The sequence below is a fragment of the Sanguibacter keddieii DSM 10542 genome, from assembly GCF_000024925.1.
Taxonomy (GTDB): Bacteria; Actinomycetota; Actinomycetes; order Actinomycetales; family Cellulomonadaceae; genus Sanguibacter; species Sanguibacter keddieii.
In genome coordinates this window covers 2,159,712-2,183,137 of the sequence record NC_013521.1, presented here as the reverse complement: position 1 = coordinate 2,183,137, position 23,426 = coordinate 2,159,712, and the positions used below count along the sequence as shown (strand labels likewise).

Genomic DNA, 23,426 nt, shown 5'->3' with positions numbered 1-23,426 from the left:
CAGGCGTCGGCCGTCCCCCGATAGTTCTCCCCATCCAGGTCAGAGCGTGTTCCGCGCTACGTTGACCGGATGCGCGGACTCTATGCACTCAAACCCTGGTACACGAACCGTCTGGCGTCCGTCCTGCGGTTCGCGGTCGCCCGGGACGTCTCGCCCGACGTGTTCACCGCCGTCGGCGTCGTGAGCGCGCTCGGTGCTGGTGTTGCGATCGCCTTCGGCAGCTGGATCATCGCCCTGGTGCTGCTGGCCGGACGCCTGGCCGGGGCGAACCTCGACGGCGCGGTCGCCCGCGCCCAGGGGGTGAGCCGCCCGTGGGGCTTCGTCCTCAACGAGCTCGGCGACCGCGCAGGGGACCTCGCGATGTTCGCCGGGCTGGCGGTCCTCGCGGCGCGGACCGACTCGCTCGACTGGGGGACCGGGTGGGTGCTGGTGGCCGCGGTGTGCGCGACCCTCCCGACCTTCGCCTCCCTCTCGGGCGCTGGCGCCGGTGCCCAGCGGCTCAACGGTGGCCCCTTCGGCAAGACCGAACGGTGCGCTGCCGTCGTCGTCGCGACCGTTGTCCCCGCGTGGATCCCGGTGATCAGCGTCGTGATCGTCGTCGGCTCGCTGGTGACCACGGCTCTCCGGCTCCGCAGCATCCACCGCGTCCTCTCGACCGCGCCTGCCGGACCCGCGAGCACCTCGGCCGGCACCCCGTGAACCCCTTCGGGGCAGGCGCCGACCCCGTCGCCGCGTGGTTCGGCCTCGACCGGGCTGCGTTCACCATCGACGTGCACCTCGGCCCGTGGCACGTCTTCCTCGAGGGGCGCGCGGTGTTCCTGCTGCTCGTCTCGGTGGTGATCATCGGTGTCGCCGCCGTGCCGGTGTTCCTCTCGGGGAAGGCCGAGCTGCGGCGCCGCTGGACGACGTGGGCGTGCATCCTGCCGATCATCGGCGTGCCCATCTGGTTCGGGGCCGGGACCACCGCCGCTCTCGCCGCCGCGATCGGCATCCAGGCGGTGCGCGAGTTCTCCCGGCTCGCGGCGCTCCCGAAGCCCGAGACGTGGATCCTCTTCGCGCTGGCCGTCGGGTACCCGGTGGCCGCGTGGCTCGACCCGAGCCTGCTCGCCCTGGTCCCGCTCATCGCCCTGCTCTGCGCCGCCCCGGCGCTGCTCAGCGCCGACACGACCGACGGGGTCCGACGCGGCGCCATGACAGCCTTCGGGTCCATCTGGATCTGCTGGTCGCTGTCGAACCTCGTGCTGGTGTGGGGCGACGCGTACCTCATCTGCTTCGCGGCCGCGGCCGCCGACGTCGCCGCCTGGTGCGGCGGCAACGGGCTGCGCCGCCTCGGCTGGGCGCGACGCCCGCTGTCGCCGCTCAGCCCGAGCAAGACCGTCGGCGGGGTCGTCGGTGCGCTGGTCGGTACTGTTCTTGTCCTCGCCCTCCTCGGCTCGCTGTCGGTCGGGCTCGTCGTTGCTGTCGTCGTCGGAAGCGTTGGAGGAGACCTCTTGGAGTCCATGGTGAAACGTCACGCAGGGGTCAAGGACGCGGGTACCTGGCTCCCCGGCTTCGGCGGGATCCTCGACCGCGTCGACTCGTTGCTGCTCGTCCTGCCGCTCGCGGCGGTGCTCGCATGACCGCGCGTCGGCGCGTAGGCATCCCGCGCGGACCGAACGTCGCCGGGGCCCTGCGTCGGGGGATGTGGCGCCAGCTGTTCACCGTGGTCGGTGGGTACCGGGTGCGGGGGAGCGCGCCCTACGAGGCGATGGTCATCGTCGCCAACCACTCCTCCCACGCCGACACCCCGGCGCTGCTCGCCGCGTTCCCGTCGCCGTACAAGCCGGTGGTCGTCGCCGCGGACGACTACTGGTTCTCCGACGTGTGGCACCGCGCGCTGCTGCGCATCGCCATCGGTGCCGTCCCGGTCCGCCGGTCCGGTGGCGCGTACGACGACCTCGTCGAGAGCGCGCAGCAGGTGCTCGGCAAGGGCTCGAGCCTGCTCATCTTCCCCGAGGGCACCCGCAGCCTCGACGGGCAGCTCGGCGACTTCCGCTCCGGTGCGCTGCGGATCGCGAAGGAGTTCGACGTACCGCTGCTCCCCGTCGCGCTCGTCGGCACCCGTGACCTGCTCCCCAAGGGCGGGAGGTTCACTCCGGGACCCATCGAGGTGCGGCTCGGCGAGCCGATCCAGCCCGAAGACCTCGTCGACGGGGACATGAGCCCGGTGGTCGACCAGATCACCGACCTGCTGTCCCGCGGCGAGCCCACCGCGCCCGACGACCCCGCGTGGACCGCCCTGCACCGCCTCATGGAGTCGAAGGCCGGCATGGGTGCCGCCGCGGCCTGGGGCTTCGCCGAGGCCATCAGCTGGCCCGTCACCGCGGAGATGTTCCTGTCGGTGTTCGCCGCCGCCCACCCCCGCAAGGTCCTCCCCGCAGCCGGCTGGCTCGCGGTCGGGTCCGTGGCAGGGGTCGTCTTCACCGCCGTCTGCGCGCGGCACGACCGCACCCCGCCGGCGCCGCTGACCACCGCCGGCATGCGCACCGCGGCCGCGGACCACATGGCTGCTGGCGCGCAAGGCATCTGGCGACAGGCGCTCAACGGCGTCCCGGTAAAGGTCTACGCCGCCGAGGCCGGACGCCGACGCATCCCCCTCGCACCGCTCGCCGCGCACGCGCTCGGCGCGCGGGGCGCCCGGGCGCTGGCGCTGGGGGCCGTGGTTGCCGGGGTGTCGTACAAGGCGCAGCCGATGCTCAGGCGTGCGTACCGGACGTACCTCGGGACGTCAGGTGCCGGGTACGCGGCTGGATTGTCGCTCGTGATCCGGCGGTGGCGGTAGTTCTGCAGGCAGGCCCGACGAATACCCCGGAGGAGCCGATCTCCGTCTGGGGCTGATGTGGTGCAGGTCGTCCCGCGCGAGGAGCGACGGATGAGCACCCGCGGACGGTCACACCAGGGCCCTCCCGGTCCACCGACCGCCTGTGCTGACGGAGGCTCCGCGGGTTGCAGGTGCGCGTCGGGTCGAGGTGCTCTCGAGCGCAGGCCCGTGATTCACCCGGTGCGATCCAGCGTGGCTGCGCGTCTCGCCCTGTCGCTCGGGACAGGTCCGCTACATTCCACGTGACCCAGTGGTGTTCCGTGGCGTGTGGAGACAGCGATGAGCGACGAGATCGAGATCATCAACGATGGTGAGGGTGTCGCGATCTTGGGCGACCCCGCGGTCGTCGAGCAGTACCTCAGCTCGGTGGGTCTGGAGTCGAAGGAGCTCCCGACACGACGTCTCGGGGCGTCGATGAGCGCAGCGGCCGGCATCGCTCAGGCGGGCTCCGGTATCGCAGCCAGCTCTGGACGGTGGGTGAAGCTCACGGAGAAGTCCGCCGCTGCACTGAAGCAGTCCACCCTCATGAAGGGATCGAGCACAGGAGTCAGCAGGGCTGTCCTCACCGAGAACGGCGGCAAGATCAAGGGCATCCTGGAGATCGTCCAGACCCCTGCGTCGATCCTCACCAATCCCGCGATGCTCGCCGGCGTGTCCGGCATCATGGCGCAGGTGGCAATGCAGCAGGCGATGGACGAGATCAACGACTACCTGGCTGTGATCGACGCGAAGGTCGACGACGTGCTGCGGGCTCAGGAGAACGCCGTCCTGGCCGACATGATCGGCGTCGACCTGATCCTCGCGGAGGCCATGACGTTGCGTGAGCACACGGGCCGGGTCTCTGACGTGACCTGGTCGAAGGTGCAGTCCACGTCCTTCTCGATCGCCAGGACCCAGGCCTACGCGCTCGGTGAGATCAAGGGCATCTCGGAGAAACTCGAGAAGCAGGTCCAGGTCGGTGAGATCGCGAGTCTCTCAGCCACGTCGCGCGCAAAGGTGCTGGACTGGCTCGCGGTCCTCGCGCGGTGCTGTGCGCTGCAGGACGGCATCGCGGTGCTGGAGCTCGACCGCGTGCTGGACTCCTCGCCCGAAGATCTGGAGACGCACCGGTCTGGCGTACTGGCGGCCCGTCGCGACCGGGTCCAGCTCATCGTCCGGAGCACCCAGAGCCTGCTGGAGCGTGTCGACGCTGCGTCCCAGTCCGCCAACACGAAGGTGCTGCTGCACCCGGTGGCAGCTCGGACCGTCGTCCAGGTAGGGAACCACGTGACCCGTGACGTCCTCGACTTCCAGCTCCGTCTCGGCGTCGACGGGGAGCGCGGCGCTCTCGAAGCGCGCCGCTGGCGAGACGCGGTCGGTGACGTCCGGGACAGGACGATGGAGACGGGGATGGTCGGGGTCGCCGTCGCGGCAAAGCTCGGCAACGACACGGTCGGCCGGACCAGGTCGATGACAGGCAGAGCGGCCGGTGGCGCAGCGCGGCGCCTGGCGCGTCTTCGCGGAGGCGACCAGGGTGAGCAGGCGGTCGAGAAGACATCTGAGGATCCTGGCTACGACGAGTAGTCCTCATCGGCGGCGCGCGGGGTGGAGCACGGGCTAGCGCTTCTTACCATTCGTAAGTTACGGTAGGTAAGTAGAAGGGGCGTCGCCGCCCCACCACATCGACCGCCGGAGGACACCGTGACTGCCGACTCCCTCCCACCCCCACGCACACGCCTCTCTCGAGACGCCCGCCACGCCCAGCTCCTCGACGTCGCCCGGGACCTCATCCGCGACGACGGCACCGACGAGCTCACCCTCGCCCGCCTCGCCGACCGCGCGGGCGTCACGAAGCCGTTGGTCTACGACCACTTCGGCGACAGGTCCGGCGTCCTCGCCGAGCTCTACCGCGCCTTCGAGGCCCGCCAGCGCAACACCCTTGCCGCAGCCCTCGACGGTGCTGGACCGGCCCTGCCTGACGTGGCCGCGATCGTCGCCAGCGCCTACGTCGACTGCTGTATCGCCGAGGGCCGCGAGCTCGCCGACGTCGTGTCCGCGCTCGCCGGCTCGCCCACCCTCGACGCGCTCCGCCAGGAGGCGCAGGACGAGTACCTCGCCATGTGTCGCGACGCCCTCACACCGCACTCGAGCGCGCTCGACGCCGCGGGCCTCGTCGGGATCGTCGGAGCCGGCGATGCCCTCGGCCGCGCAGCCATCACCGGCCGCATCGGCGCCGACCGTGCTCGAGCTGCGCTGACCAAGGTGGTCACCGCGCTGGCATCCGGAGAAATGCCAACCCCCTCCGACGCGACCGCCTGACCCCGGCGCTCAGCCCCTCGCTTCAGCCCCCACCACCCCACAAGCCCAGCCGCACCGCCGCTCGGGCAGCTTCGCCGCGCCCGACTGCGACGCCACCTCTCCAGCCCCCACCCCGATGACCAGCCCTAGGAGCCCCCCATGATCGAGAACCCGCCCACCCCTGGCAGCGCCCTCTGGGTCTACGCCCACCCCCGCCGAGGTTCCTTCAACGACCTCCTGTTCCAGGCCGGCACCGAGGCCCTCTCCGCGACGCGCGACGTCGCCACCTCTGACCTGTACGCCCAGGGTTTCGACCCGGTGCTGAGCACGCGTGACCTCGGCGACCTCGCCGACACCCCGGGAAACATCGCCGAGCAGGTCGGCGAGGCTTTCTCTGCGGGCCGTCTCCCCGACGACGTCCGCGCCGAGCAGGCCAAGCTCGCCGCCGCCGAGCTGCTCGTCATTCAGTTCCCGCTCTGGTGGTACGGCCCGCCGGCCATCCTCAAGGGCTGGCTCGACCGCGTCCTCACCGCGGGATTCGCCTACGGCGACATGGACCCCGAGCTCGGTGTCCCGCGCCGCTACGGCGACGGCGGCCTCACCGGACGGAAGGCCCTCGTCGTCGTCACGGCGGGGGAGGACGAGCGCACCATCGGCCCGCGCGGCATCAGCGGCGACATCGACGCCCTGCTGTTCCCGCTGACCCACGGCACGCTCTGGTACACCGGGATCGAGACCCTCGACCTGCACGTGGTCACCGACGCCGACACCCTCGACGCGTCAGCCGTCGACCGCGAGACCGAGCGCCTCCGCAGCAGGATCGCTGGCCTGAGTACCGAGAACGTCCACCCGTACCGCCGTCTGCGCGACGGCGACTACCAGGGCACCCGCGCCCTCCGCGACGACCTCGCCCCCGGCCGCACCGACCTCGGCATCCACCGGGTCCAGCCCGGCTGACCGCCCGGACCCGCCCTCCCTCATGCCCGAGGCGCGCCGCCGCACCCCTCCGCGGAGCACCACGGGATCGCGCCCCGAGCATGAGAGTGGGTGGGCTCCGGTCAGGAGAAGGCGGTGCGGACGAGCTCGCTGACCTTGGCGAGCGTCGGGTCGTCGATCTCGGTGAGGAACCAGGCCGAGGGGTGCAGCGTGGTGCCGGGCTCACGGGCCACGGTGGCCTTCTCCGAGAGGCCGAGCGACATGTTGCCGTCGTCGAGCCGGAAGAACACGACGACCGGCGCGGTCCGGCTGGTCGCGTACCCGGGCATGCCGTACCAGATGCGCGGCTTGAGCTTCGGGCCGGCACTGAGGATCGTCTCGTGCAGACGTGCTCCGATGGTGGCGTAGGGCTCGGGCCACCCGGCGATCTTGTCGACGACGTCCTGGAGGTCCTGCGTCGCCTTGTCCGGCTTCGACGCCTTGGCAGTCGTCGGTTCCGTGCTGGACTTGGTCGTGGACATGGGGTCCGCCCTTCTCTCGCGCCGCACCGCGGCATGGTGACGACAGCCTCCCCGGTCGGGTCGGCTGCGCAATCTCCACCGCGGACGTGTCCTGGCCGGGGCCAGTCCTCTCTGCGGACGTGTCAGACGAGCACTTCGTCATCGACTGCGTGAGGGCACACGAGGTGCCGCCAGCCACGATAGCAAGACCGGCCGACAGGCGTCACGGCCGGTGACCTACCCTGAGCACGTGCGACCGACCGACCCCGCAACCAGCGCCGGGACCGCACCCGTGCAGTCTCCGAGGCGGATCGCCGAGGGGTACATCCTCACCACCGAGGAGTACGTCGTCGACGGCGAGGTCACGTGGCCGGCGCACGAGCACGCGGAGAGCGAGCTGCTGTGGTGCGCGTCGGGGTCGGCGAGCCTCGAGGCCGACGGTCGCCGCTGGACGATCCCGCCGAGCCTGGCGGTGTGGGTCCCTGCGGGTGTCCGGAACGCCGCGGGCGCGGCAGCCGGCTCGTTGGTCCGTGCGACGTTCTTCGACGTGGCCGCCACACGGCTCGTGGACGTGCCGGACGTCGTCACGGGCGTCGCGATGACCGACGCGGTGCGCGTCCTGCTGATGCACAACCACCTACGTGACCTCGACGACGCCGCACGGCGCCGGCTCCACCGCGTGGTGCTCGACCTGCTGGTCCCCGTGCCCCACGAGTCCTTCGACCTGCTGCTGCCGCGGACCGGCCACCTGCGGTGGGTCGCGGAGTCGATCCTCGCCGACCCGGGGGACCGGCGGACCACGGAGGAGTGGGCCAGCCGCTGCGGCCTGCACCCGCGTACCCTCGCGCGGCAGTTCCACGCCGAGACCGGTGTCACCTTCACGAGGTGGCGGATCCTCGCCCGGATGCAGTGGGCCATCCGCGAGCTGGCGCTCGGGGCGCCTGTGCTCGCGGTGTCGCGGCAGGTCGGGTACCGCAGCCCCAGCGCGTTCCTCGCGCACTTCCGCGAGCTCACGGGGCAGACGCCGACCGCGTACGTGGGCCGCCCGGCACCGGTGGTGGACGAGCCCGGACCTGGGGCTCACCACGTGCGCGGTCCTGAGGCTCACGACGTGCAGAAACAGAAGGAAGTCGTCCCCCGAGCGACACGGGTACCGAGTTAGGTTAGGCAAGCCAAACCTTGCTGGCCGCGCTCGCGGTCCTCACCTCCCTGGAGACCCATGTCCTCGCTCCCGCGCGCCCGCAGCGCGTCTCTCGACCCTCGTGGCCACCGCCGTCAACAGCGCCGTGCCCTCGCAGCCGTGGCCCTCGTGTCGACGCTGTTCCTCAGCGCCTGCTCGTCCGATGCGGCGCCCTCCGACGAGCCCGACGGCACCTGGACCTACCAGAGCGACTTCGGTCCGGTCGAGATCCCGGAGAACCTCGAGCGGATCGTGTCCGTCGACTTCTACACCCCCGCCGCCCTGATGGACCTCGGTGTCACGCCGGTGGGCGTCGTCAACACCTACCTCACCGACACCGAGGGAGCCGCCATCCCCGGCCAGTACACCGAGGCGGTCGCGGAGCAGGGCATCGGGTCGATCGGGGAGTACTACGAGCTGAACCTCGAGGCGATCGTCGCGGCAGACCCGGACCTGATCATCGCGACCGACGACTTCCTGCCCATCGAGGACCCGATGCGCGAGAAGCTCGAGCAGGTCGCCCCGATCCTCACCTTCACCGCCCGCGACGGAGACAGCTGGCGGACGCGTGCGACCGAGCTCGCCGTGATCCTCGACAAGGAGGACGAGCTGCAGCCGCTCGTCGAGGAGTACGAGGCTCGCCGTGACGCGATCAAGGACGAGTACGCCGACATCCTCGACAGCTACGCCGTCACCGTGCTGGCCCCCGAGCCCGACGAGTGGGGGACGTACGCCGACACACACTTCTCCACCCCGATCCTCCGCGACCTCGGCGCGACCTTCCGCGAGCAGGAGGACGACGAGGTCAACGAGAACGGCTTCCCCAGCTGGTTCTCCTACGAGAGGCTCGACCGGCTCTCGAACGCCGACGTCGTCTTCGTGCTGCCGAAGGTCGACACCGACGTGATGGCCCGCCTCGAGTCCAACGGGATATGGACCAGCCTGCCCGCGGTCCAGGACGGTCTGGTCTTCGAGTACATCCCGCTGTCGCCGACCGGCTCCTACGGTTGGGCGACGGAGAACCTCGACGACCTCGAAGCGCTGCTCGGCGAGGTCCAGGCCGCCATCGACGCGAACGCCTGACCGAAGAACCTGCGCGGGGTGCTCGGCTCCTTCTCGACGAGCGGCACCGTCTCGACGAGCATCCCGCGCACGGGACTCGTCACCCGGCAAGATGGTCCCGTGACACTCTTCGACCCCACCTTCGCCGCGACGCCCGGCATCGAGCGTCGCCGCTCGACTCCCCATACCGTCGGCGCCGCGGTCGGTCTGGTCCTCGTGCTCGTCGGCCTGGTGCTCCTCTCGCAGAACGTCCTGACGGTTGCGGAGTGGGCCCGCGACGGACTCCAGGACTCGTCGCGAGCACGCTACCGCGCAGGCGCGGGGCTCATGGTCCCGATGCTGTACCTCGCAGGGTTCTTCCTGGTCGGGTACTGCATCCGGTACCTGCTGGTCGACGCCCGCCCCTGGACGCGCACGGACACCGGGACGCGGCTGCGCTCCCTGTACGAGGGCTGGTATCTCGGCGACGCCCGGTTCTTCGAGGACCTGCACGCACGGCTCGCCTCGGGCGACCCCACGCGCTACACCCCGATGCCCGAGCGCGACAAGCGCGGACACTCGGGCCTGCGCATCTGGACCGCCGCCGCGGATCGCACTGCCTACGTCGGCCTCACCTGGGGGCCGCGACGCAAGACGACGCTCAACGCCCCGATGATCGTCCTCGTCGGCCCGGCGTACGACGCCCTCCTCGCCGCGAAGCGTGCGCGCTTCGAGAAGCCTTCTCGCGACGCCGAGCGTTCTCGCTGGTGAGCAGGCCCGTCCGGGCGCCCCAGCAGGAATGCCTGCTCAGGCCGCGGGCTACCATTGCCGCATGGTGCGCACGAAGGTCGAGCAGAAGATCTTCGTCGCCGCGCTCGAGATCCTCCGCAGCCGCGGTCCGCTCGCCGTGAGCGTCGAGTCGGTGGCCGCCGCCTCCGGCGTCGCGAAGACGACCATCTACCGTCGGTACGCCAACCGCGACGAGATGCTCACCGCCGCTGTCGCCTCCATCGCGGCCGAGACCGAGATCCCCGAGAGCCTCTCCGCGCACGACGCGATCCGGTGGGTGCTGCGGCACGCCACGGACACCATCGAGAACGTCGTGGGGCGCGGCACCGTCGCCGCGGTCCTCGTCGACGCCGACCCTGCCTTCACGACGCTGCTCCGCGGCCTCATCCGCACGTCGGCCAGCCCGTTCCGCGACGACCTGCGGGCACGCTCCGAGCGCGGCGAGATCAAGCGCGACCTCGACATCGAGCTGGTCATCAGCATGCTGCTCGGCGCCGTGGTCGCCGAGCTGGTCCGCGGCCGCCCCACGGACGCCGCCTGGGTCGAGACGGTCCTCGCCCTCGTCTGGCCGGCGCTCGAGCCTGTCTGACCACGGTCGCTGCGCCGCCTGAGCCCGGGACCACGAGAGCCCGCGAGGTCACCTACCCCGCGGGCCCTGCGAGTCCCGGTCCTCCGAGTCGCAGCCCTGCTAGTCCGCGACCACCTTGTTCGGGTTGAAGTGCGCCCCGGGGTCCGCGCCCTCGAACAGCGCCGTCATCACCTTGACGCCCTCGGGGGAGATGTCCTGCTCCAGCCACGCGGAGTGCTCGCGTCCCACGCCGTGGTGGTGCGAGATGGTCGCGTGGTTGTCGACGAAGGCCTGCTGGATGGCGCTCTTGACCGTGTCGTACTCGGTGAGCGGGTCGTCCTGGAACACGAAGGCGAAGGTGAAGTACAGGCACGCGCCGGAGTGGTACGAGTGCGAGAGGTGCGACATGATCCAGCCGGTCACGCCGATCTCGGCGTAGGCCTTGTGCGCGGCCTCGTAGACGGCGTCGTGCACCTGGTTGAGCCTCGACCACGGCGCCGCGGTCTCCGACACGTCGCCGGCGGCGCCCATGTCGAGCAAGAAGTCGCGCAGGTACGGGGTGTCGAACTTCTTCTGGTCGTACAGCAGGCCAGGGCCCTCGCCGACGCCCATGCCGCCGTGCTTCTTGACGATCGCGTCGACGAGCTTCTTCTGGTGCTTGGCGTGCGCGACGCCGCCCTCGTAGCCGATGAACGACAGGCAGATCGTGTCGAGGTCCCAGCCCTTGGAGGACATGATCTTGGGCAGGGCGGTCTCGGCGGTGAACTTGGAGAACCCGCTGCGCTTCTTGCTCGTCGCGAGCGTGAAGGCGGTCTCGCGCGCGTCGGAGATGCGGGTGATCGACGGCGACGCGTCGGACTCGGAGATCGCCTGCATCGCGGCGACGCCCGCCTCCCAGGTGGGGAAGAAGTACGCGTAGATGTTCCGCTTCTCGGGGATGCGGTGCACCTGGACGGTGACCTCCGTGATGACGCCGAGGCGGCCCTCGCTGCCGAGGATCATCTCGCGGACGCTCGGCCCGCTCGACGTGCTGGGCAGCGGGCGCAGCACGAGGACGTCGCCGGGGCGCACGACGCGCAGGCCGCGGGCGATGTCGGCGATGTCGCCGTACTTGTCGGACTGCATGCCGGTCGAGCGGGTCGCGACCCAGCCGCCGACGGTCGAGTGCGTGAAGCTGTCGGGGAAGTGCCCGATGGTCCAGCCCTTCGCGTTGAGCTGCGCCTCGAGGTCGGGGCCCTGGGCGCCGGCCTGCACGCGGGCGAGGCCGGAGTCGGCGTCGATGTCGACGACCTCGCGGAGCCGACCGAGGTCGAGGGACACCACGGTGCGGGTCTCGGCGGGGAGCGGCTCGAGGCTGCCGGCGATGTTGCTGCCCCCGCCGAAGGGGATGATCACGGCGTCGACGGCGACGGCCGCGTCGACCACGCGCTGCACCTGCGCCTCGTCGGCCGGGTACACGACGACGTCGGGGGAGCGCAGGATCTGGTTCCCGCGGATGCGCACGAGGTCGCGCAGGCCCTTGCCGTAGGTATGGATGACGCGGACCATGTCGTCGGTCGTCACGTGCTCGCCGCCGACGATGGCCGTGAGCTCACGGACGAAGCCCTCGGACGCGCGGCTGGCCGGGACGTCGACGTCCTCGAAGGACGGCTCGCTCGCGCGCGTCGCGGAGCCGAGGTCGAGCCCGACAGCCTTCTCCACGAAGGGGGCGAAGCCGGGCTTGTCCTCGTGGTGGAACCCCACGCCCTCGTTGCCCCAGCCCCACCACTTCATGTGCTTGACGGTGTCGGTCATCGTGTTCCCTTCTGGACGTGCACCAGGGCGCCGGAGGGCACGGAGGCATGGAGTCGGTGGATCTCGTCGGCGAGGCGGGCGGAGAACTCCGCCGGGGTCTCGTCGGGCTGGGGGAGCATGGGCGCGCCGAACACGACGTCGACCGGGGGCCGGCCGCGCTTGGGCCAGCTCACGCCGCTCGGCATCGCCGTCGCCGTCCCGACGAGCGCCACGGGCACGCAGGGCACCTCGGTGGCGATGGCGAGAGCCGCGGCGCCCTTCTTGAAGGGGCGGATCGCCCCGGACTTGGTCCGACCGCCCTCGGGGAAGATGAGCAGCGGCACGCCGCGCTCGAGCAGCTTGCGGGACGTCCCGCCGCGCTTGCGCTCACCGTTGCGCTCGACCGCGAAGGCGCTGAAGAAGAGGGTGGTGAGCGCCTTGCGCCACCACACGTCGAAGAAGTAGTCGGCGGCCGCGCCGGCAGCGAGGTACCGGGAGTGCTTGCGGGGCAGCCACCCGAGGATCAGCGGCGCGTCGAGGTGGCTCGCGTGGTTCGCGACGACGATGAACGGCGGGCGCAGGTGCGTCAGGTGGTCCTGACCGTGCACCGACACCTTGACGGTCGAGCGCACCACGGGTTTGAGGAACCCGCGCTGCGCGACGAACCGGACCGCTGCGACACCCTTGGAGCTGAAGCGGTCGACCATCAGGAGTCCTCGGTTCGTACGGTGCGGGTGGGGGCGTCGGTGCCGGGGCTGGCGGTGGGCGGGCTGGCGGTGGGCGGGCTGGTGTCGGGCGGGGAGTCCCGTCTGCTCGACGAGATTCTGCCCGAGATCTGCCGGACCGTCGCGCGCGGCAGGTGCCGGGCGAGCCATCCGATGACGCGGTAGCGCCGGGAGGGGACCGAGACGACCCGTCCCCGGGCGGAGTCGCGGAGCGCGGCGAGGGCCACGTCGGCTGGTTCGGTCCACAGCCAGCCGGGCACGGAGCTGCGTCGCTCGCCGTCGCGCGCGTGCCAGTCGGTGCGCACCCACCCGGGCAGCACGGCGGTCACGGTGACGCCGGTGCCGTGCAGCTCGACCGAGAGGCCCTGGGAGTACGACGTCACCCACGCCTTCATCGCGGCGTAGGAGCCGGTGGTGAACAGGCTCTGCAGGCTGGACACGTTGATGATCGCGCCTGAGCCGCGGGCCGACATGGCCCGGCCGGCGGCTCCGCCGAGGACCAGCACCGCGCGGCACATGACGTCGAAGCCGAGGTCGTGCGAGGCCACGTCGCGGGAGACGAGCGGGGTGCGGACGCCGGACCCCGCGTTGTTGACGAGCAGCTCGACCGGGCGCGTCGTGTCCTCGAGCCGTGCCGCGACCCGCTCGACGTCGGCGCGGACGGCAAGGTCGGCGCGCAGGGTGTCGACGGTGATCCCGTGGGTGGAGGCCAGTCTCGTCGCGGAGTCCGTGAGGCGTCCTTCGTCTCGGGCCACGAGGACGAGGTCGACGCCACGGGCAGCCAGCGCCTCGGCGAACGCGGCGCCGATGCCGGAGGTGCCGCCCGTGATGAGAGCAGTAGCCATGGCGGACAGCGTACGCTACGACGACCGTAGCGAAGGTCGGTAGACTCCGCTGAGATCATGCTCCTGACGGAAGGTGAAGGCATGTCGGAATCCCGGGACTCGTCCGTGGATCAGGCCCGGTTCCCGGCCCCGGACTTCGACGTGCGCGACTACGCCCGCACCGCAGCAGGGAGCCACCGAGAGGTCATCGACCTCGCCGCCTTCCGCTCCCAGCCGCTGTCCGCAGAGACCCTCCGCGTCCTCCGGTACGTCCAGGTCGTCGAGCGCTCGACCATGACGCACCTGCGCAGCGTGCTCGTGACGGCAACCCACAAAGATGCGCGGATCACCGCATTCTTGGTGACCTGGGCCTTCGAGAAGTTCTGGGTCGCCGACGCCCTCGCGCAGATCCTGCTGGCCCACGAGCCGGAGGGCACCGAGCCCGACCGCTCCGCGCTGCGGACACCGACCGAGCGGACGATCCGCGAGTCGGTCTACGCCAACATCGTCGGCGTCCCGATGATCGCCGTGCACATGACGCAGGGCACCGTCGACGAGTGGCTCACCCAGGCCGCGTACCGGCGCCTGGCCGAGCTCGACCCGCACCCAGAGCTGGTGGCGGTCGTCGACAGGTTCCTGGAGATCAAGGCGCGCCAGCTGAGCTTCTTCGAGGCGCAGGCCCGGTTCCGGCTCGCCGAGTCGCCCCGGGCGCGGAAGATCACCCGCAGGCGGCTCGCCAAGACCCCCTGGCCCATCGGCGCGCGTGCCGAACCGCGCAGCGAGACTGAGTTCTACTACTCCTACCTCTTCTCCGGACAGCCCGAGCGTCTCCTCGAGATCGACTCGCACGTCTCCTCCCTCCCCGGCCAGTCCGGGCTGGATCTCCTCCGAAAGGCTGCCCGGCTGTGACCCACGAGCCCGCACCCCCGCACGCACCGACCCCTGAGCCCGCGCTGGCTCCTGAGGCGGGACTGTCCCTCACCACCGAGCACGTCTTCGTCACCGGGGGCACCGGGTTCGTCGGCCAGGCCATCATCGAGCGCCTGCTCATCTCCCACCCGGGCACGCGCATCACCGTCCTGGTGCGCGGCAAGGGCAGCAAGACCCCGGCGGAGCGCCTCACCGGGATCCTCCGCAAGCCCGTCTTCGCGCGGTGGCGCGAGCAGCTCGGCGACGAGGCCGCGCGTACCGAGTTCGCGCGCCGCGTGACCGCCCACGAGGGCTCGCTCAGCGACGTGGGGACGCTCCCGGACGACATCGACGTCGTGCTGCACAGCGCCTCGACCGTGTCCTTCGACCCGCCGATCGACGAGGCCTTCGAGACCAACGTCGGCGGCGCCACCGGCCTGTACGGCGCGCTCCTCGCGAGCGGCAGCGACCCGCACGTCGTGCACATCTCGACCGCGTACGTCGGCGGGATCCGCAAGGGCGTCGCCCCCGAGGCGTCGCTGACGCACGAGGTCGACTGGCGCGCCGAGCACGACGCCGCGCTGTCGGCCCGGGTGCGCGTCGAGCTCGAGTCCCGCCAGCCGGAGGCCCTGCGCCGCCACCTGGGCACCGCGAAGGCGCAGCACGGCAAGGCCGGCCCGCAGCAGGTCGCGCGCCTGGCCGAGACGGCCCGCACCGAGTGGGTGCGCGAGCGCCTCGTCGACTACGGCCGGATGCGCGCCGAGAGCCTGGGCTGGACCGACGTCTACACCCTCACCAAGGCCTTCGCCGAGCGCGCCGCCGAGGAGCTCTGGGCGCAGAGCGGCCACCGCCTGTCGGTGGTGCGACCGTCCATCATCGAGAGCGCCCTGCACCACCCCTTCCCGGGGTGGATCGACGGCTTCAAGGTCGCCGACCCGCTGATCATCGCCTACGGCCGCGGCCAGCTGAAGGACTTCCCGGGGCTGCCCGACTCCGTCCTCGACATCATCCCGGTGGACTTCGTGGTCAACGCCGCGCTCGCCGCGGCCGCGCGCCCGGCCGTCGCGGGGGAGCCGGAGTACTTCCAGGTGGTGTCCGGGACGACCAACCCGCTGCCGTTCCACCGCATGTACGAGAACGTCAACGAGTACTTCACCGCCAACCCGCTGCCCGACGAGAAGGGCGACATCGCCGTCCCGCTGTGGCGGTTCCCCGGGGGCGAGAAGGTCGAGCGCGTCCTCGCACGGCGCGAGCGCCAGGTGGAGCACGCCGAGCGCATCGTCGAGCGGCTCCCGACCACCCCGCGCACGCGCCGGTGGCTCGACACGGTCGGCAAGAACAAGCGTGGGCTGGGTCGCCTGCGCGCCTTCGCCGAGCTGTACCGCGCCTACGTGCAGACGGAGATCATCTTCGACGACGCGAACACGCGGGCGCTGCTCGCCTCGCTGCCCGAGGACGTCCGCAAGGGCGAGGGCTTCGACGTCACGGAGATCGACTGGGAGCACTACTTCCAGGGTATCCACCTCCCGGCCGTCACGACCCTCACCCGCGCCTTCGGCAAGCGACCGCCGGCACGCGAGAGGTCCGAGCGCGCCCTGCCGGTGCGCGACGACGTCGTCGCCGTCTTCGACCTCGAGGGCACCGTCCTCGGTGCGAACCTGGTCCAGCAGTACCTGCAGCTGTGGAGCAGGACGGTGCCCCGGGGCCGCGCGGCGCACGACCTCGCCGACCTGGTGCTCTCGGGCCGCCGCTACTGGCGTGCGGAGCGCCGCGACCGCGGCGAGTTCATCCGCACCTTCATGCGTCGCTACGAGGGCTTCAAGGTCGCCGAGATCGAGCGCGAGGTCCAGGGCCGTTTCGGCCGCGCCATGCGCCGCGCCGCGCTGCCCGAGGCGCTCGAGCGGGTCGCGCAGCACCGGGCCGCCGGTCACCGCACCATCCTGGTGACCGGGACCATCGACCTCATGGCCGCGCCCTTCGCGCCGCTGTTCGACGAGGTCGTGGCCGGGCGCATGCACCAGCGCGACGGCGTCCTCACCGGGTACCTCGCCGACCCGCCGCTCGTCGACGAGGCCCGCGCCGCGTGGCTGCGCCGCTACGCGGAGCAGAACGGCCTCGACCTGTCCGCGTCCTACGGCTACGGCGACTCCCACGCCGACCTCGTGTGGCTCGACCTGCTCGGCAACCCGAGCGCGGTCAACCCTGACGTCCAGCTGTCCCGCCACGCCCGGCAGAAGAAGTGGGCCGTGCTCGACTGGAGGCGCCGGGCTCGTCCCTCGACGCCCGCCGCGGTGCCCGACGACCAGCGTGTGACCCTCAAGGATGGTGCGTGACATGGCATTCGACATCGACAGGTACACCGCGACGTCAGTCAGCGTGAACTGGGACGACCTCGACTTCGAGGAGTTCAGCCGCACCCCGCTGCCCGAGTCCACGCTGCGCAGCCTGCGCTACATGTGCGACATCGAGTACCACACGGTCTGCTACCTGCGGGACCTGCTCGTCACGCCCTCGCACAAGGAGGCGGACGTCAGCGCCTTCATGACGATGTGGAACCGCGAGGAGTTCTGGCACGGCGAGGCCCTGGCCGCGGTCCTCGGCGCGCACGGCATCACCGTGGACTTCGACGAGCTCAAGGCCACGCGCCTCAAGCTCGGGTGGAAGGACCGCCTCGACCCGATCAAGCAGTCGATGCTCGGCAACGTGGTGGGCAAGGACTTCATCGCGGTGCACATGATCTGGGGCGCGGCCAACGAGTGGTCGGCCGTCGCGGCGTACAACCGGCTCGCCGACCTCGAGAAGCACCCGGTGCTGGCCGTGCTGCTGCGGCGCATCGCCAAGCAGGAGGCCCGCCACGTCGCCTTCTACGCCACCCAGGCGCGCGAGCGCCTCGGCAGCAGCAAGAAGGCGCAGGTGCTCGCCCGCTTCGCGCTGAAGAACGCGTGGGCGCCGGTCGGCTCGAGCGTCATGGAGCCCGAGGAGGTCACCCACGTGATGGGTCACCTGTTCGCCGGCGAGGAGGGCCTGCGCGAGATCCGCAAGCTCGACGAGCACATCTCCCGCATGCCGGGCCTCGACGGCCTGAAGATCGTCGAGACCGCGATGATCAAGCACGGGGTCGCCGTCCCGGCTGCCTGAGCGGTTGTCCGGTGGCGTGGGCGGCGAGGCCCGGCCGAGGGGCGGTCAGGCGCTGCGACCTGCGCGGGAGCCCAGGCTGGGGCGGGTGCGCAGAGCCCTCTCGTATCGTTACGATGGTTGACGGCGCACCGCGCTGACCGCGCCCGGACGCACCCACGAGCCACAGGAGCCCCATCACATGAACACGCCGTCGGACACCCCCACCCCGGAGCTCTCGGCGGGTGAGCAGGAGCTCGCGCAGGCGTCGACGAGCCTGGTCGACACCGACACCTGGGTCGACCCGGAGCTCGCAGCCCTGTGCCGTGGGTCTGCGGCCGACGGCACCGTCCTGCTGAGCAACGACGGGACGCTCCCGCTCGCCGCCCGCACCCGCGTCGCGCTGTTCTCCCGTGTACAGGTCGACTACTTCACCGTCGGCTACGGCTCGGGCGGCGACGTCAACGCGCCGTACTCGTGGAACCTCCTCGACGCGCTCCGCGACGGCGGCCGCGTGGACGTCGACGCCGAGCTCGCCGACCTGTACACGCAGTGGTCGAAGGACCACCAGCCCGACGAGGGCACCTGGGGCAACTGGCCGCGGTACTTCGACGAGATGCCGCTCGAGCGCGAGACCGTCCGTGCCGCCGCGTCGCGCACCGACGTCGCCGTCGTCATCATCGGCCGCGCCGCGGGCGAGGCCCGCGAGAACACCCTCGAGCCCGGCAGCTACTACCTCACCGACGACGAGCGCACGCTCCTCGACTCCGTCACGGGCGAGTTCGAGCGCACCGTGGTGATCCTCGACTGCGGCAACGTCATCGACCTCGCGTGGCTCGAGGGCTACGGCGAGAAGATCTCGTCGGTCCTCTACGCCTGGCAGGGCGGCATGGAGGGGGCACGGGCCGTGGCCGACGTGCTCACCGGAGCCCAGGTCCCCGGCGGGCGCCTCACCGACACCATCGCGCGGCACTACGAGGACTACCCGAGCGCCCCGAACTTCGGCGGCCTCGAGCACAACGTCTACGCCGAGGACATCTACGTCGGCTACCGCTACTTCGAGACCTTCGCCCCCGAGAAGGTGCTCTTCCCCTTCGGCTTCGGGCTCTCGTACACGACCCTCGAGGTCGCACCGACCGTCGAGACCACGGACGCAGACGTCACCGTCACGGCGACCGTGACCAACACCGGCTCGGACCACCCCGGTGCCGAGGTGGTGCAGGTCTACGTCCAGGCACCCGACGGCCTCCTCGGCAAGCCCGCACGCAGCCTGGTCGGCTTCACCAAGTCGAGCCGCCTCGCCCCGGGGGAGTCCGAGACCGTCACGGTCACCGTCCCCGTCGACTCCCTCGCGTCGTACGACGACGCGGGCGTCACCGGGCACCGCTCCGCCTACGTCCTCGAGGCCGGGGAGTACACCGTCTACGTCGGCACCGACGTCCGCACCGCGGCCGCGGTCGCGACCGTCACCGTCGACGCGACCCGCGTGGTCCAGCAGCTCGCCGAGGCCAACGCCCCCGAGGCCGAGCACGCCTTCCAGCGGATGACCGTGGGCCGCGACGCCGACGGTCAGGCCGTCGTCGCGTGGCAGGACGTCCCGACGCGCCAGGCGTCGCGCAAGGATCGCATCGAGGCCCGCGAGCTCCACACCGTGGAGCAGACGGGCGACCAGGGCATCACCCTCGCCGACGTCGCCGCCGGCACTGCGACCCTCGACGCGTTCGTGGCGCAGCTCAGCGACGACGAGCTCGAGGCGCTCACCCGCGGCGACCGCGTCATGGGCAGCGAGCTCGGTGTGCCCGGCAACGCCGGCGTCTTCGCCGGGATCAGCGAGTCCCTGCGCGCCAAGGGCGTCCCGCCGGTCACCACGACCGACGGCCCGTCGGGCATCCGCCTGTCCGCCTACGCCTCGCTGCTCCCGTGCGGTGCGGCGCTCGCGGCGACGTGGAACACCCCGCTCGTGCGCCGCCTCGCGGCCAGCCACGGTCAGGAGATGGTCCGCAAGGGCACGCACGTGCTGCTCAGCCCGGGCATGAACATCCACCGCGACCCGTTGTGCGGACGCAACTTCGAGTACTTCTCGGAGGACCCGCTCGTCACCGGGCTGGTCGCCGCCGCGGTCATCGGGGGAGTGCAGGAGGCCGGCGTGGCCGCCTGCCCCAAGCACTTCGCGGCGAACAACCAGGAGACCAACCGCAACCTCAACGACTCGCGGGTCTCCGAGCGCGCGCTCCGCGAGATCTACCTGCGCGGCTTCCAGATCGCGATCGCCGAGTCGGCGCCGCGCACCATCATGACGTCGTACAACAAGATCAACGGCGTGTGGTCGCACTACAACGACGAGCTCTGCACCCAGGTGCTCCGCGACGAGTGGGGCTTCGAGGGTACGGTCGTCACCGACTGGTGGATGCAGCACGCGACCGACCCGGACTTCCCGGCCGTGACCGACGACGCCTACCGCGTCCGCGCCCAGGTCGACGTGTTCATGCCCGGCGGCTGGTTCGACCACGTGTCCGGCGAGTTCGACCAGGTCGCCCAGGCGTCGCTGCTCGACTCCCTGGCCCGCCCCGACGGCATCGCCCTCGGCGAGCTCCAGCGCACGGCACGCACCGTGCTGAACCTGACGCTCGGCCTGCCGGTCCTGCGCGAGCGCGTCGAGTCGCTGTCGGCTGCCGGACGTCAGGACGCCTGACCGCAGCCGACGCTGCAGCCAGCGTGACGCACGAGGCGCGCCGACCGGAGACGGGCGGCGCGCCTCTGCTGTCTCCACGGTCCCTGGTCTCCGCAGACCCCTAGGATGTCGCGCATGACGTCGAGCGTGGCCGCTGCAGCGGCGCAGGTCGTGACCTACGACGGGCTGCCCGCGGCAGCCGGCGGGGCGCACGCGCTCCGCGTGAAGAATCCTGCGGACGCCCGGGCACGGGTGGCGACTTTCCTCGACGCCTGCACGCAGCCCGCAGGCCCGCAGCGCTGGGGCTTCCAGGTCGCGACGGGCGGCGACCCAGACGCGAGCGACGGCCTGCGGGCCGTCGCGACCGAGCGCCTCGGCGGACCCAGCCGCCGCACGCAGACCCACACGGAGTGGGGCGTCCGCGACGAGGCCGTCGACGAGCTCCTCGCAGCGCTGGCCGCGGCCGGCCCGCAGACGACGCGGTACGGTGCGCCGCTGGCCGCGCTCACGCAGTCCGTCGCCGTGCACCTGCTGGACCCAGGGACGGGCGAGCCGTGGTCCGACCTCGACCCCGAGACGTTCGGCGGCTTCGCGGTCGACGGCTACGGACGTCTGCTGGGCGCGTCGGGCGTGCGCGCCACGTACGGCACCTCGGGCTCGACCCTGTCCCTCTGGCTCAACCTGCCCGCCGACGAACGACTGGTCCCCGCCGCCCAGCACCTGCAGCAGCACCTCCCGGTGAAGCTCTCCACCAAGCACTGGCGACGCTGGGCACCGACCCGAGCCGGAGACGGCTACAGGTCGACGAAGGTCACCTCCCCGCTCGTGGCAGTCTGACGTCATCACCCTCTGACGCCGTAGCCTGCGGTCCGCGCTGCCGCTACGGTGTCGATGACGGACCCGAGTCGCGGTCCAGCAACAGGGTGAGAGGCAGCATCGTGCGAGAACGACGACCCGACAGGGTGCGGCGACAGGACAGCGCACCGCGAGCACTCAGCGCTCTGTCGCGATCGACCCGGGCTGCTCTGGTACTGGCGGTCGCCCCGCTGGTGGTCGTGTCCTGCGCGGGTGGCGACTCCGTGCAGTCCGTCGGCATCGGTTCCTACCAGGTGTCAGACGACGGCCTCCGCCTCACCGTGGAGGTCTCTGTCGGGGCGGAGGACGCGTTCACCGCCGTCCACGTCGACCAGGACCCATCACAGGTCCAGGTCGAGATCGAGGTGGAGTTCCTGGTCGCAGGCGGCTACCAGCCGGCGATCGGCTACGCGAGACTGATCGACGTCGACCTCGACGAGCCTCTCGGTGACAGGACCGTGATCAGCACCCGGAGCGGAGAGCCTGTGCAGCGGGTGGAAGCGGATTCATAGGGCTCGACGACCAGTCTGACCGAGCTTCCCGAACCCCGTCTCGGCGAACCGCTCGCCCATCGTCTGGTGGGTGGCGGCGTCCGGGTGGAGGTTGTCGAGCATCGGGTGCTCGACGGCGTCGTCCGCGGAGTAGAGCTCGCGGCCGTCGAGGTAGGTGAGGTGCGGGTCGGTGGCCTGGCGCTCCTGGACGATGCGCTCCAGCTCGGCACGGATCACCGTGAGCGTGAGCTTCCCGGCGGCGACCTCGGTGGGGTCGCCGGTGGCGCGGAAGGCGAGCCTCCCGCTGGCCAGCGCCTCGAGGTCGAAGGCCCCGGGCCCGGGTGTCTCCTCGTGGATCTCGCACCAGACGGGCGAGACGACCAGCAGCGGTGTGGTCGGGTGGCCCTCGCGGATGGTGTCGAGGAACCCGTGGACGGCGGGCCCGAAGGCGCGCAGGCGCATGAGGTCGGCGTTGACGACGTTGATGCCGAGCTTGACCGAGATCAGGTCGGCGGGGGTGTCGCGGATGGTCCGGGCCATGAAGGGGTCGAGCAGCGAGCTGCCGCCGAACCCGAGGTTCACCAGCTCGACGCCGGTCAGGCGTGCCGCGACGGCGGGCCAGGTGGCCGTGGGGTGGGTGGCGTTCGAGCCGTGGCTGATGGAGCTGCCGTGGTGCACCCACACGGGTCGGTCCTGCGGAGCGGGGGAGACGGGGGCGTCCGCGCGGAGGTCGACGATCTCGACCTGCTCGTTGTGCGGCAGCCAGATCTCGACGGTCTTGTCCTCGTCCGGCAGCCCGTCGAAGCGTGCCGTGTGCGAGGGACCGACGTCCACGGACGGTGTGCCGGTCGCCATGTCGATGGTCACCGTGGTCCCCCCGGAGGTCATGGACTGCCCCACGACCTGTCCGTCGACGCTCAGCTCGACGATCCCCTCGGGGCGTGGCGGCACCCCGGAGTAGGTGGTGCGGGACCGCAGCAGGTCGATCTCGACCGTGGTGGCTCGCGTGCGGAACGCGACCCGCACGCCCGAGGGCTGCGCCTCGACCATGGCGAGCTGCGGGTCGGCGCACTGTGCGCGCGCCCACGCGGGCAGCCGGTGTACCCGGACGCCGTGGTCGGTCGTCTCGAGCTCGGCTGCGCCGCGCACGAGGGCGTCGGTGACCGGGACGGAGGTGAGTGGGGTGGAGGTCATGCTGGTGCTCGTCTCTGGTGAGGTGCTTCGGTGACGACGTGCGTGGTGCCGTCGCCTGGGTGGGGCCGACGCCTGGGTGAGTCGCTGCTCAGCGCGTGGGCCAGTCGGACAGGATCGCGTCGAGGGCGTCGATGATCTCGTCCCAGCTCTCGCCCGGTGGCGGGGTGCTGTGGTCGAAGCCGCCACCTGCCTCGATGGTGATGAACCCGCGGATCGTGCTGCCGAGCAGCCGGGTGGCGTGGACGTGGACCGCCCCGTCGAGCCCATAGCCGAGGAGGACCGCGGCGATGAGGCGGGCGTGCCGTGGCCCGGCGCTCGCACGCGCGGTCTCGGCGGACAGCGGGACGACGGTCGCGGCGAACCGTCCGGGGTGCTCGCGGGCGTAGTCGCGGAACGCGTTGGCGAGCCCGGCGAGCGCGTCTCGTCGGGACCGGCCGAGGACGGCTGCCTCGGCGCGGTCGGCGAGCTCGGCGAGGGCGAGCAGCGACACGCTCTCGCGCAGTGCGGGGGTCCCGGAGACGTGCGAGTACAGGCTCGCGGTCTGGACGCCGAACCGTCGGGCGACCGCGGCGGCGGTCACCTGCTCGAGACCAGACTCGTCGGCGAGGTCGGCTGCGGCCTCGGCGAGCCGGGCCGGTGTGATGCCTGCGCGTGCCATCTCTGTCCTCTCGACTGCTGCGCTCTCTCGGGCGGCATCCTCTCGACGCAACCCGACCTAT

The 23,426-nt window shown here is 71.5% G+C and carries 22 protein-coding genes; 16 read left to right on the top strand and 6 right to left on the bottom strand.

Features of this window, described 5'->3' with window-relative positions:
• Nucleotides 1-69 precede the first annotated feature (69 nt).
• From SKED_RS09615 to SKED_RS09590, 6 genes are all read left to right on the top strand, one after another.
• The gene (locus SKED_RS09615; RefSeq protein WP_012866954.1) at nt 70-699 is read left to right on the top strand and encodes a CDP-alcohol phosphatidyltransferase family protein; all 630 of its coding nucleotides are present in this window, start codon (nt 70-72) and stop codon (nt 697-699) included.
• Nucleotides 696-1,619, top strand: a complete 924-nt coding sequence (locus tag SKED_RS09610; protein ID WP_012866953.1) for a phosphatidate cytidylyltransferase — start codon at nt 696-698, stop codon at nt 1,617-1,619. The genes SKED_RS09615 and SKED_RS09610 overlap by 4 nt, the downstream gene beginning before the upstream one ends.
• The gene (locus SKED_RS09605) at nt 1,616-2,821 is read left to right on the top strand and encodes a lysophospholipid acyltransferase family protein (RefSeq protein ID WP_012866952.1); all 1,206 of its coding nucleotides are present in this window, start codon (nt 1,616-1,618) and stop codon (nt 2,819-2,821) included. Before SKED_RS09610 ends, SKED_RS09605 begins: the two co-directional genes overlap by 4 nt.
• 318 nt (nt 2,822-3,139) lie before the next feature.
• On the top strand, nt 3,140-4,423 hold the full coding sequence (locus tag SKED_RS09600) for a hypothetical protein (RefSeq protein WP_012866951.1): 1,284 nt from the start codon (nt 3,140-3,142) through the stop codon (nt 4,421-4,423).
• 117 nt (nt 4,424-4,540) lie between these two features.
• Complete coding sequence (locus SKED_RS09595) at nt 4,541-5,158, top strand: TetR/AcrR family transcriptional regulator (RefSeq protein ID WP_012866950.1); 618 nt, start codon at nt 4,541-4,543, stop codon at nt 5,156-5,158.
• Between the two features lie 138 nt (nt 5,159-5,296).
• A complete protein-coding gene (locus tag SKED_RS09590; protein WP_012866949.1) occupies nt 5,297-6,094 on the top strand; it encodes an NAD(P)H-dependent oxidoreductase in 798 nt (265 codons plus the stop codon).
• A 101-nt stretch (nt 6,095-6,195) separates the two neighbouring features.
• Here SKED_RS09590 and SKED_RS09585 read toward each other — a convergent pair whose 3' ends face one another.
• On the bottom strand, nt 6,196-6,594 hold the full coding sequence (locus SKED_RS09585) for a hypothetical protein (protein ID WP_012866948.1): 399 nt from the start codon (nt 6,592-6,594) through the stop codon (nt 6,196-6,198).
• A gap of 229 nt (nt 6,595-6,823) precedes the next feature.
• On the opposite strand from SKED_RS09585, the gene SKED_RS09580 reads away from it, so the two are divergent.
• The 4 genes from SKED_RS09580 to SKED_RS09565 all read left to right on the top strand — a co-directional run bounded on the left by SKED_RS09580 (nt 6,824) and on the right by SKED_RS09565 (nt 10,172).
• The gene (locus SKED_RS09580) at nt 6,824-7,735 is read left to right on the top strand and encodes an AraC family transcriptional regulator (RefSeq protein ID WP_143755706.1); all 912 of its coding nucleotides are present in this window, start codon (nt 6,824-6,826) and stop codon (nt 7,733-7,735) included.
• Between the two features lie 57 nt (nt 7,736-7,792).
• Complete coding sequence (locus SKED_RS09575) at nt 7,793-8,836, top strand: ABC transporter substrate-binding protein (RefSeq protein WP_012866946.1); 1,044 nt, start codon at nt 7,793-7,795, stop codon at nt 8,834-8,836.
• 99 nt (nt 8,837-8,935) lie between these two features.
• Nucleotides 8,936-9,565: a hypothetical protein gene (locus tag SKED_RS09570; RefSeq protein ID WP_143755705.1), complete on the top strand. Its 630-nt coding sequence runs from the start codon at nt 8,936-8,938 to the stop codon at nt 9,563-9,565.
• A gap of 61 nt (nt 9,566-9,626) precedes the next feature.
• Nucleotides 9,627-10,172, top strand: coding sequence for a TetR/AcrR family transcriptional regulator (locus tag SKED_RS09565; protein ID WP_012866944.1), 546 nt, complete (start codon nt 9,627-9,629; stop codon nt 10,170-10,172).
• Nucleotides 10,173-10,271: 99 nt separating this feature from the next.
• Here the strand turns inward: SKED_RS09565 and SKED_RS09560 are convergent, their stop codons facing one another.
• The 3 genes from SKED_RS09560 to SKED_RS09550 are packed head-to-tail and all read right to left on the bottom strand — an operon-like array spanning nt 10,272 to nt 13,494.
• On the bottom strand, nt 10,272-11,945 hold the full coding sequence (locus tag SKED_RS09560; RefSeq protein WP_012866943.1) for an FAD-binding oxidoreductase: 1,674 nt from the start codon (nt 11,943-11,945) through the stop codon (nt 10,272-10,274).
• Entirely contained in the window at nt 11,942-12,631 is a 690-nt protein-coding gene (locus SKED_RS09555; protein WP_012866942.1) for a lysophospholipid acyltransferase family protein, read from the bottom strand. The genes SKED_RS09560 and SKED_RS09555 overlap by 4 nt, the downstream gene beginning before the upstream one ends.
• On the bottom strand, nt 12,631-13,494 hold the full coding sequence (locus SKED_RS09550; RefSeq protein ID WP_012866941.1) for an SDR family NAD(P)-dependent oxidoreductase: 864 nt from the start codon (nt 13,492-13,494) through the stop codon (nt 12,631-12,633). Before SKED_RS09550 ends, SKED_RS09555 begins: the two co-directional genes overlap by 1 nt.
• An 81-nt stretch (nt 13,495-13,575) precedes the next feature.
• Here SKED_RS09550 and SKED_RS09545 point away from each other — a divergent pair, with 81 nt between their 5' ends.
• From SKED_RS09545 to SKED_RS09520, 6 genes are all read left to right on the top strand, one after another.
• A complete protein-coding gene (locus SKED_RS09545) occupies nt 13,576-14,382 on the top strand; it encodes a hypothetical protein (protein WP_012866940.1) in 807 nt (268 codons plus the stop codon).
• On the top strand, nt 14,379-16,715 hold the full coding sequence (locus SKED_RS09540; protein WP_012866939.1) for an SDR family oxidoreductase: 2,337 nt from the start codon (nt 14,379-14,381) through the stop codon (nt 16,713-16,715). Before SKED_RS09545 ends, SKED_RS09540 begins: the two co-directional genes overlap by 4 nt.
• A 1-nt stretch (nt 16,716) precedes the next feature.
• Nucleotides 16,717-17,520 carry a ferritin-like domain-containing protein gene (locus SKED_RS09535; protein WP_042437935.1) on the top strand — a complete coding sequence of 268 codons (804 nt, stop codon included), beginning with the start codon at nt 16,717-16,719 and terminating at the stop codon, nt 17,518-17,520.
• Between the two features lie 178 nt (nt 17,521-17,698).
• The gene (locus SKED_RS09530) at nt 17,699-20,188 is read left to right on the top strand and encodes a glycoside hydrolase family 3 protein (protein ID WP_012866937.1); all 2,490 of its coding nucleotides are present in this window, start codon (nt 17,699-17,701) and stop codon (nt 20,186-20,188) included.
• A gap of 114 nt (nt 20,189-20,302) precedes the next feature.
• Nucleotides 20,303-21,004 carry a hypothetical protein gene (locus SKED_RS09525; RefSeq protein ID WP_012866936.1) on the top strand — a complete coding sequence of 234 codons (702 nt, stop codon included), beginning with the start codon at nt 20,303-20,305 and terminating at the stop codon, nt 21,002-21,004.
• Between the two features lie 242 nt (nt 21,005-21,246).
• Nucleotides 21,247-21,534, top strand: a complete 288-nt coding sequence (locus SKED_RS09520; protein ID WP_143755704.1) for a hypothetical protein — start codon at nt 21,247-21,249, stop codon at nt 21,532-21,534.
• On the opposite strand, the gene SKED_RS09515 is transcribed toward SKED_RS09520, so the two are convergent.
• Nucleotides 21,529-22,707 (bottom strand): SGNH/GDSL hydrolase family protein, encoded by a 1,179-nt coding sequence (locus tag SKED_RS09515; protein ID WP_012866934.1) that lies wholly within the window; start codon nt 22,705-22,707, stop codon nt 21,529-21,531. The two genes, SKED_RS09520 and SKED_RS09515, sit on opposite strands and share 6 nt — an antisense overlap.
• Nucleotides 22,708-22,795: 88 nt before the next feature.
• A complete protein-coding gene (locus SKED_RS09510) occupies nt 22,796-23,365 on the bottom strand; it encodes a TetR-like C-terminal domain-containing protein (RefSeq protein ID WP_012866933.1) in 570 nt (189 codons plus the stop codon).
• Nucleotides 23,366-23,426: the final 61 nt, after the last annotated feature.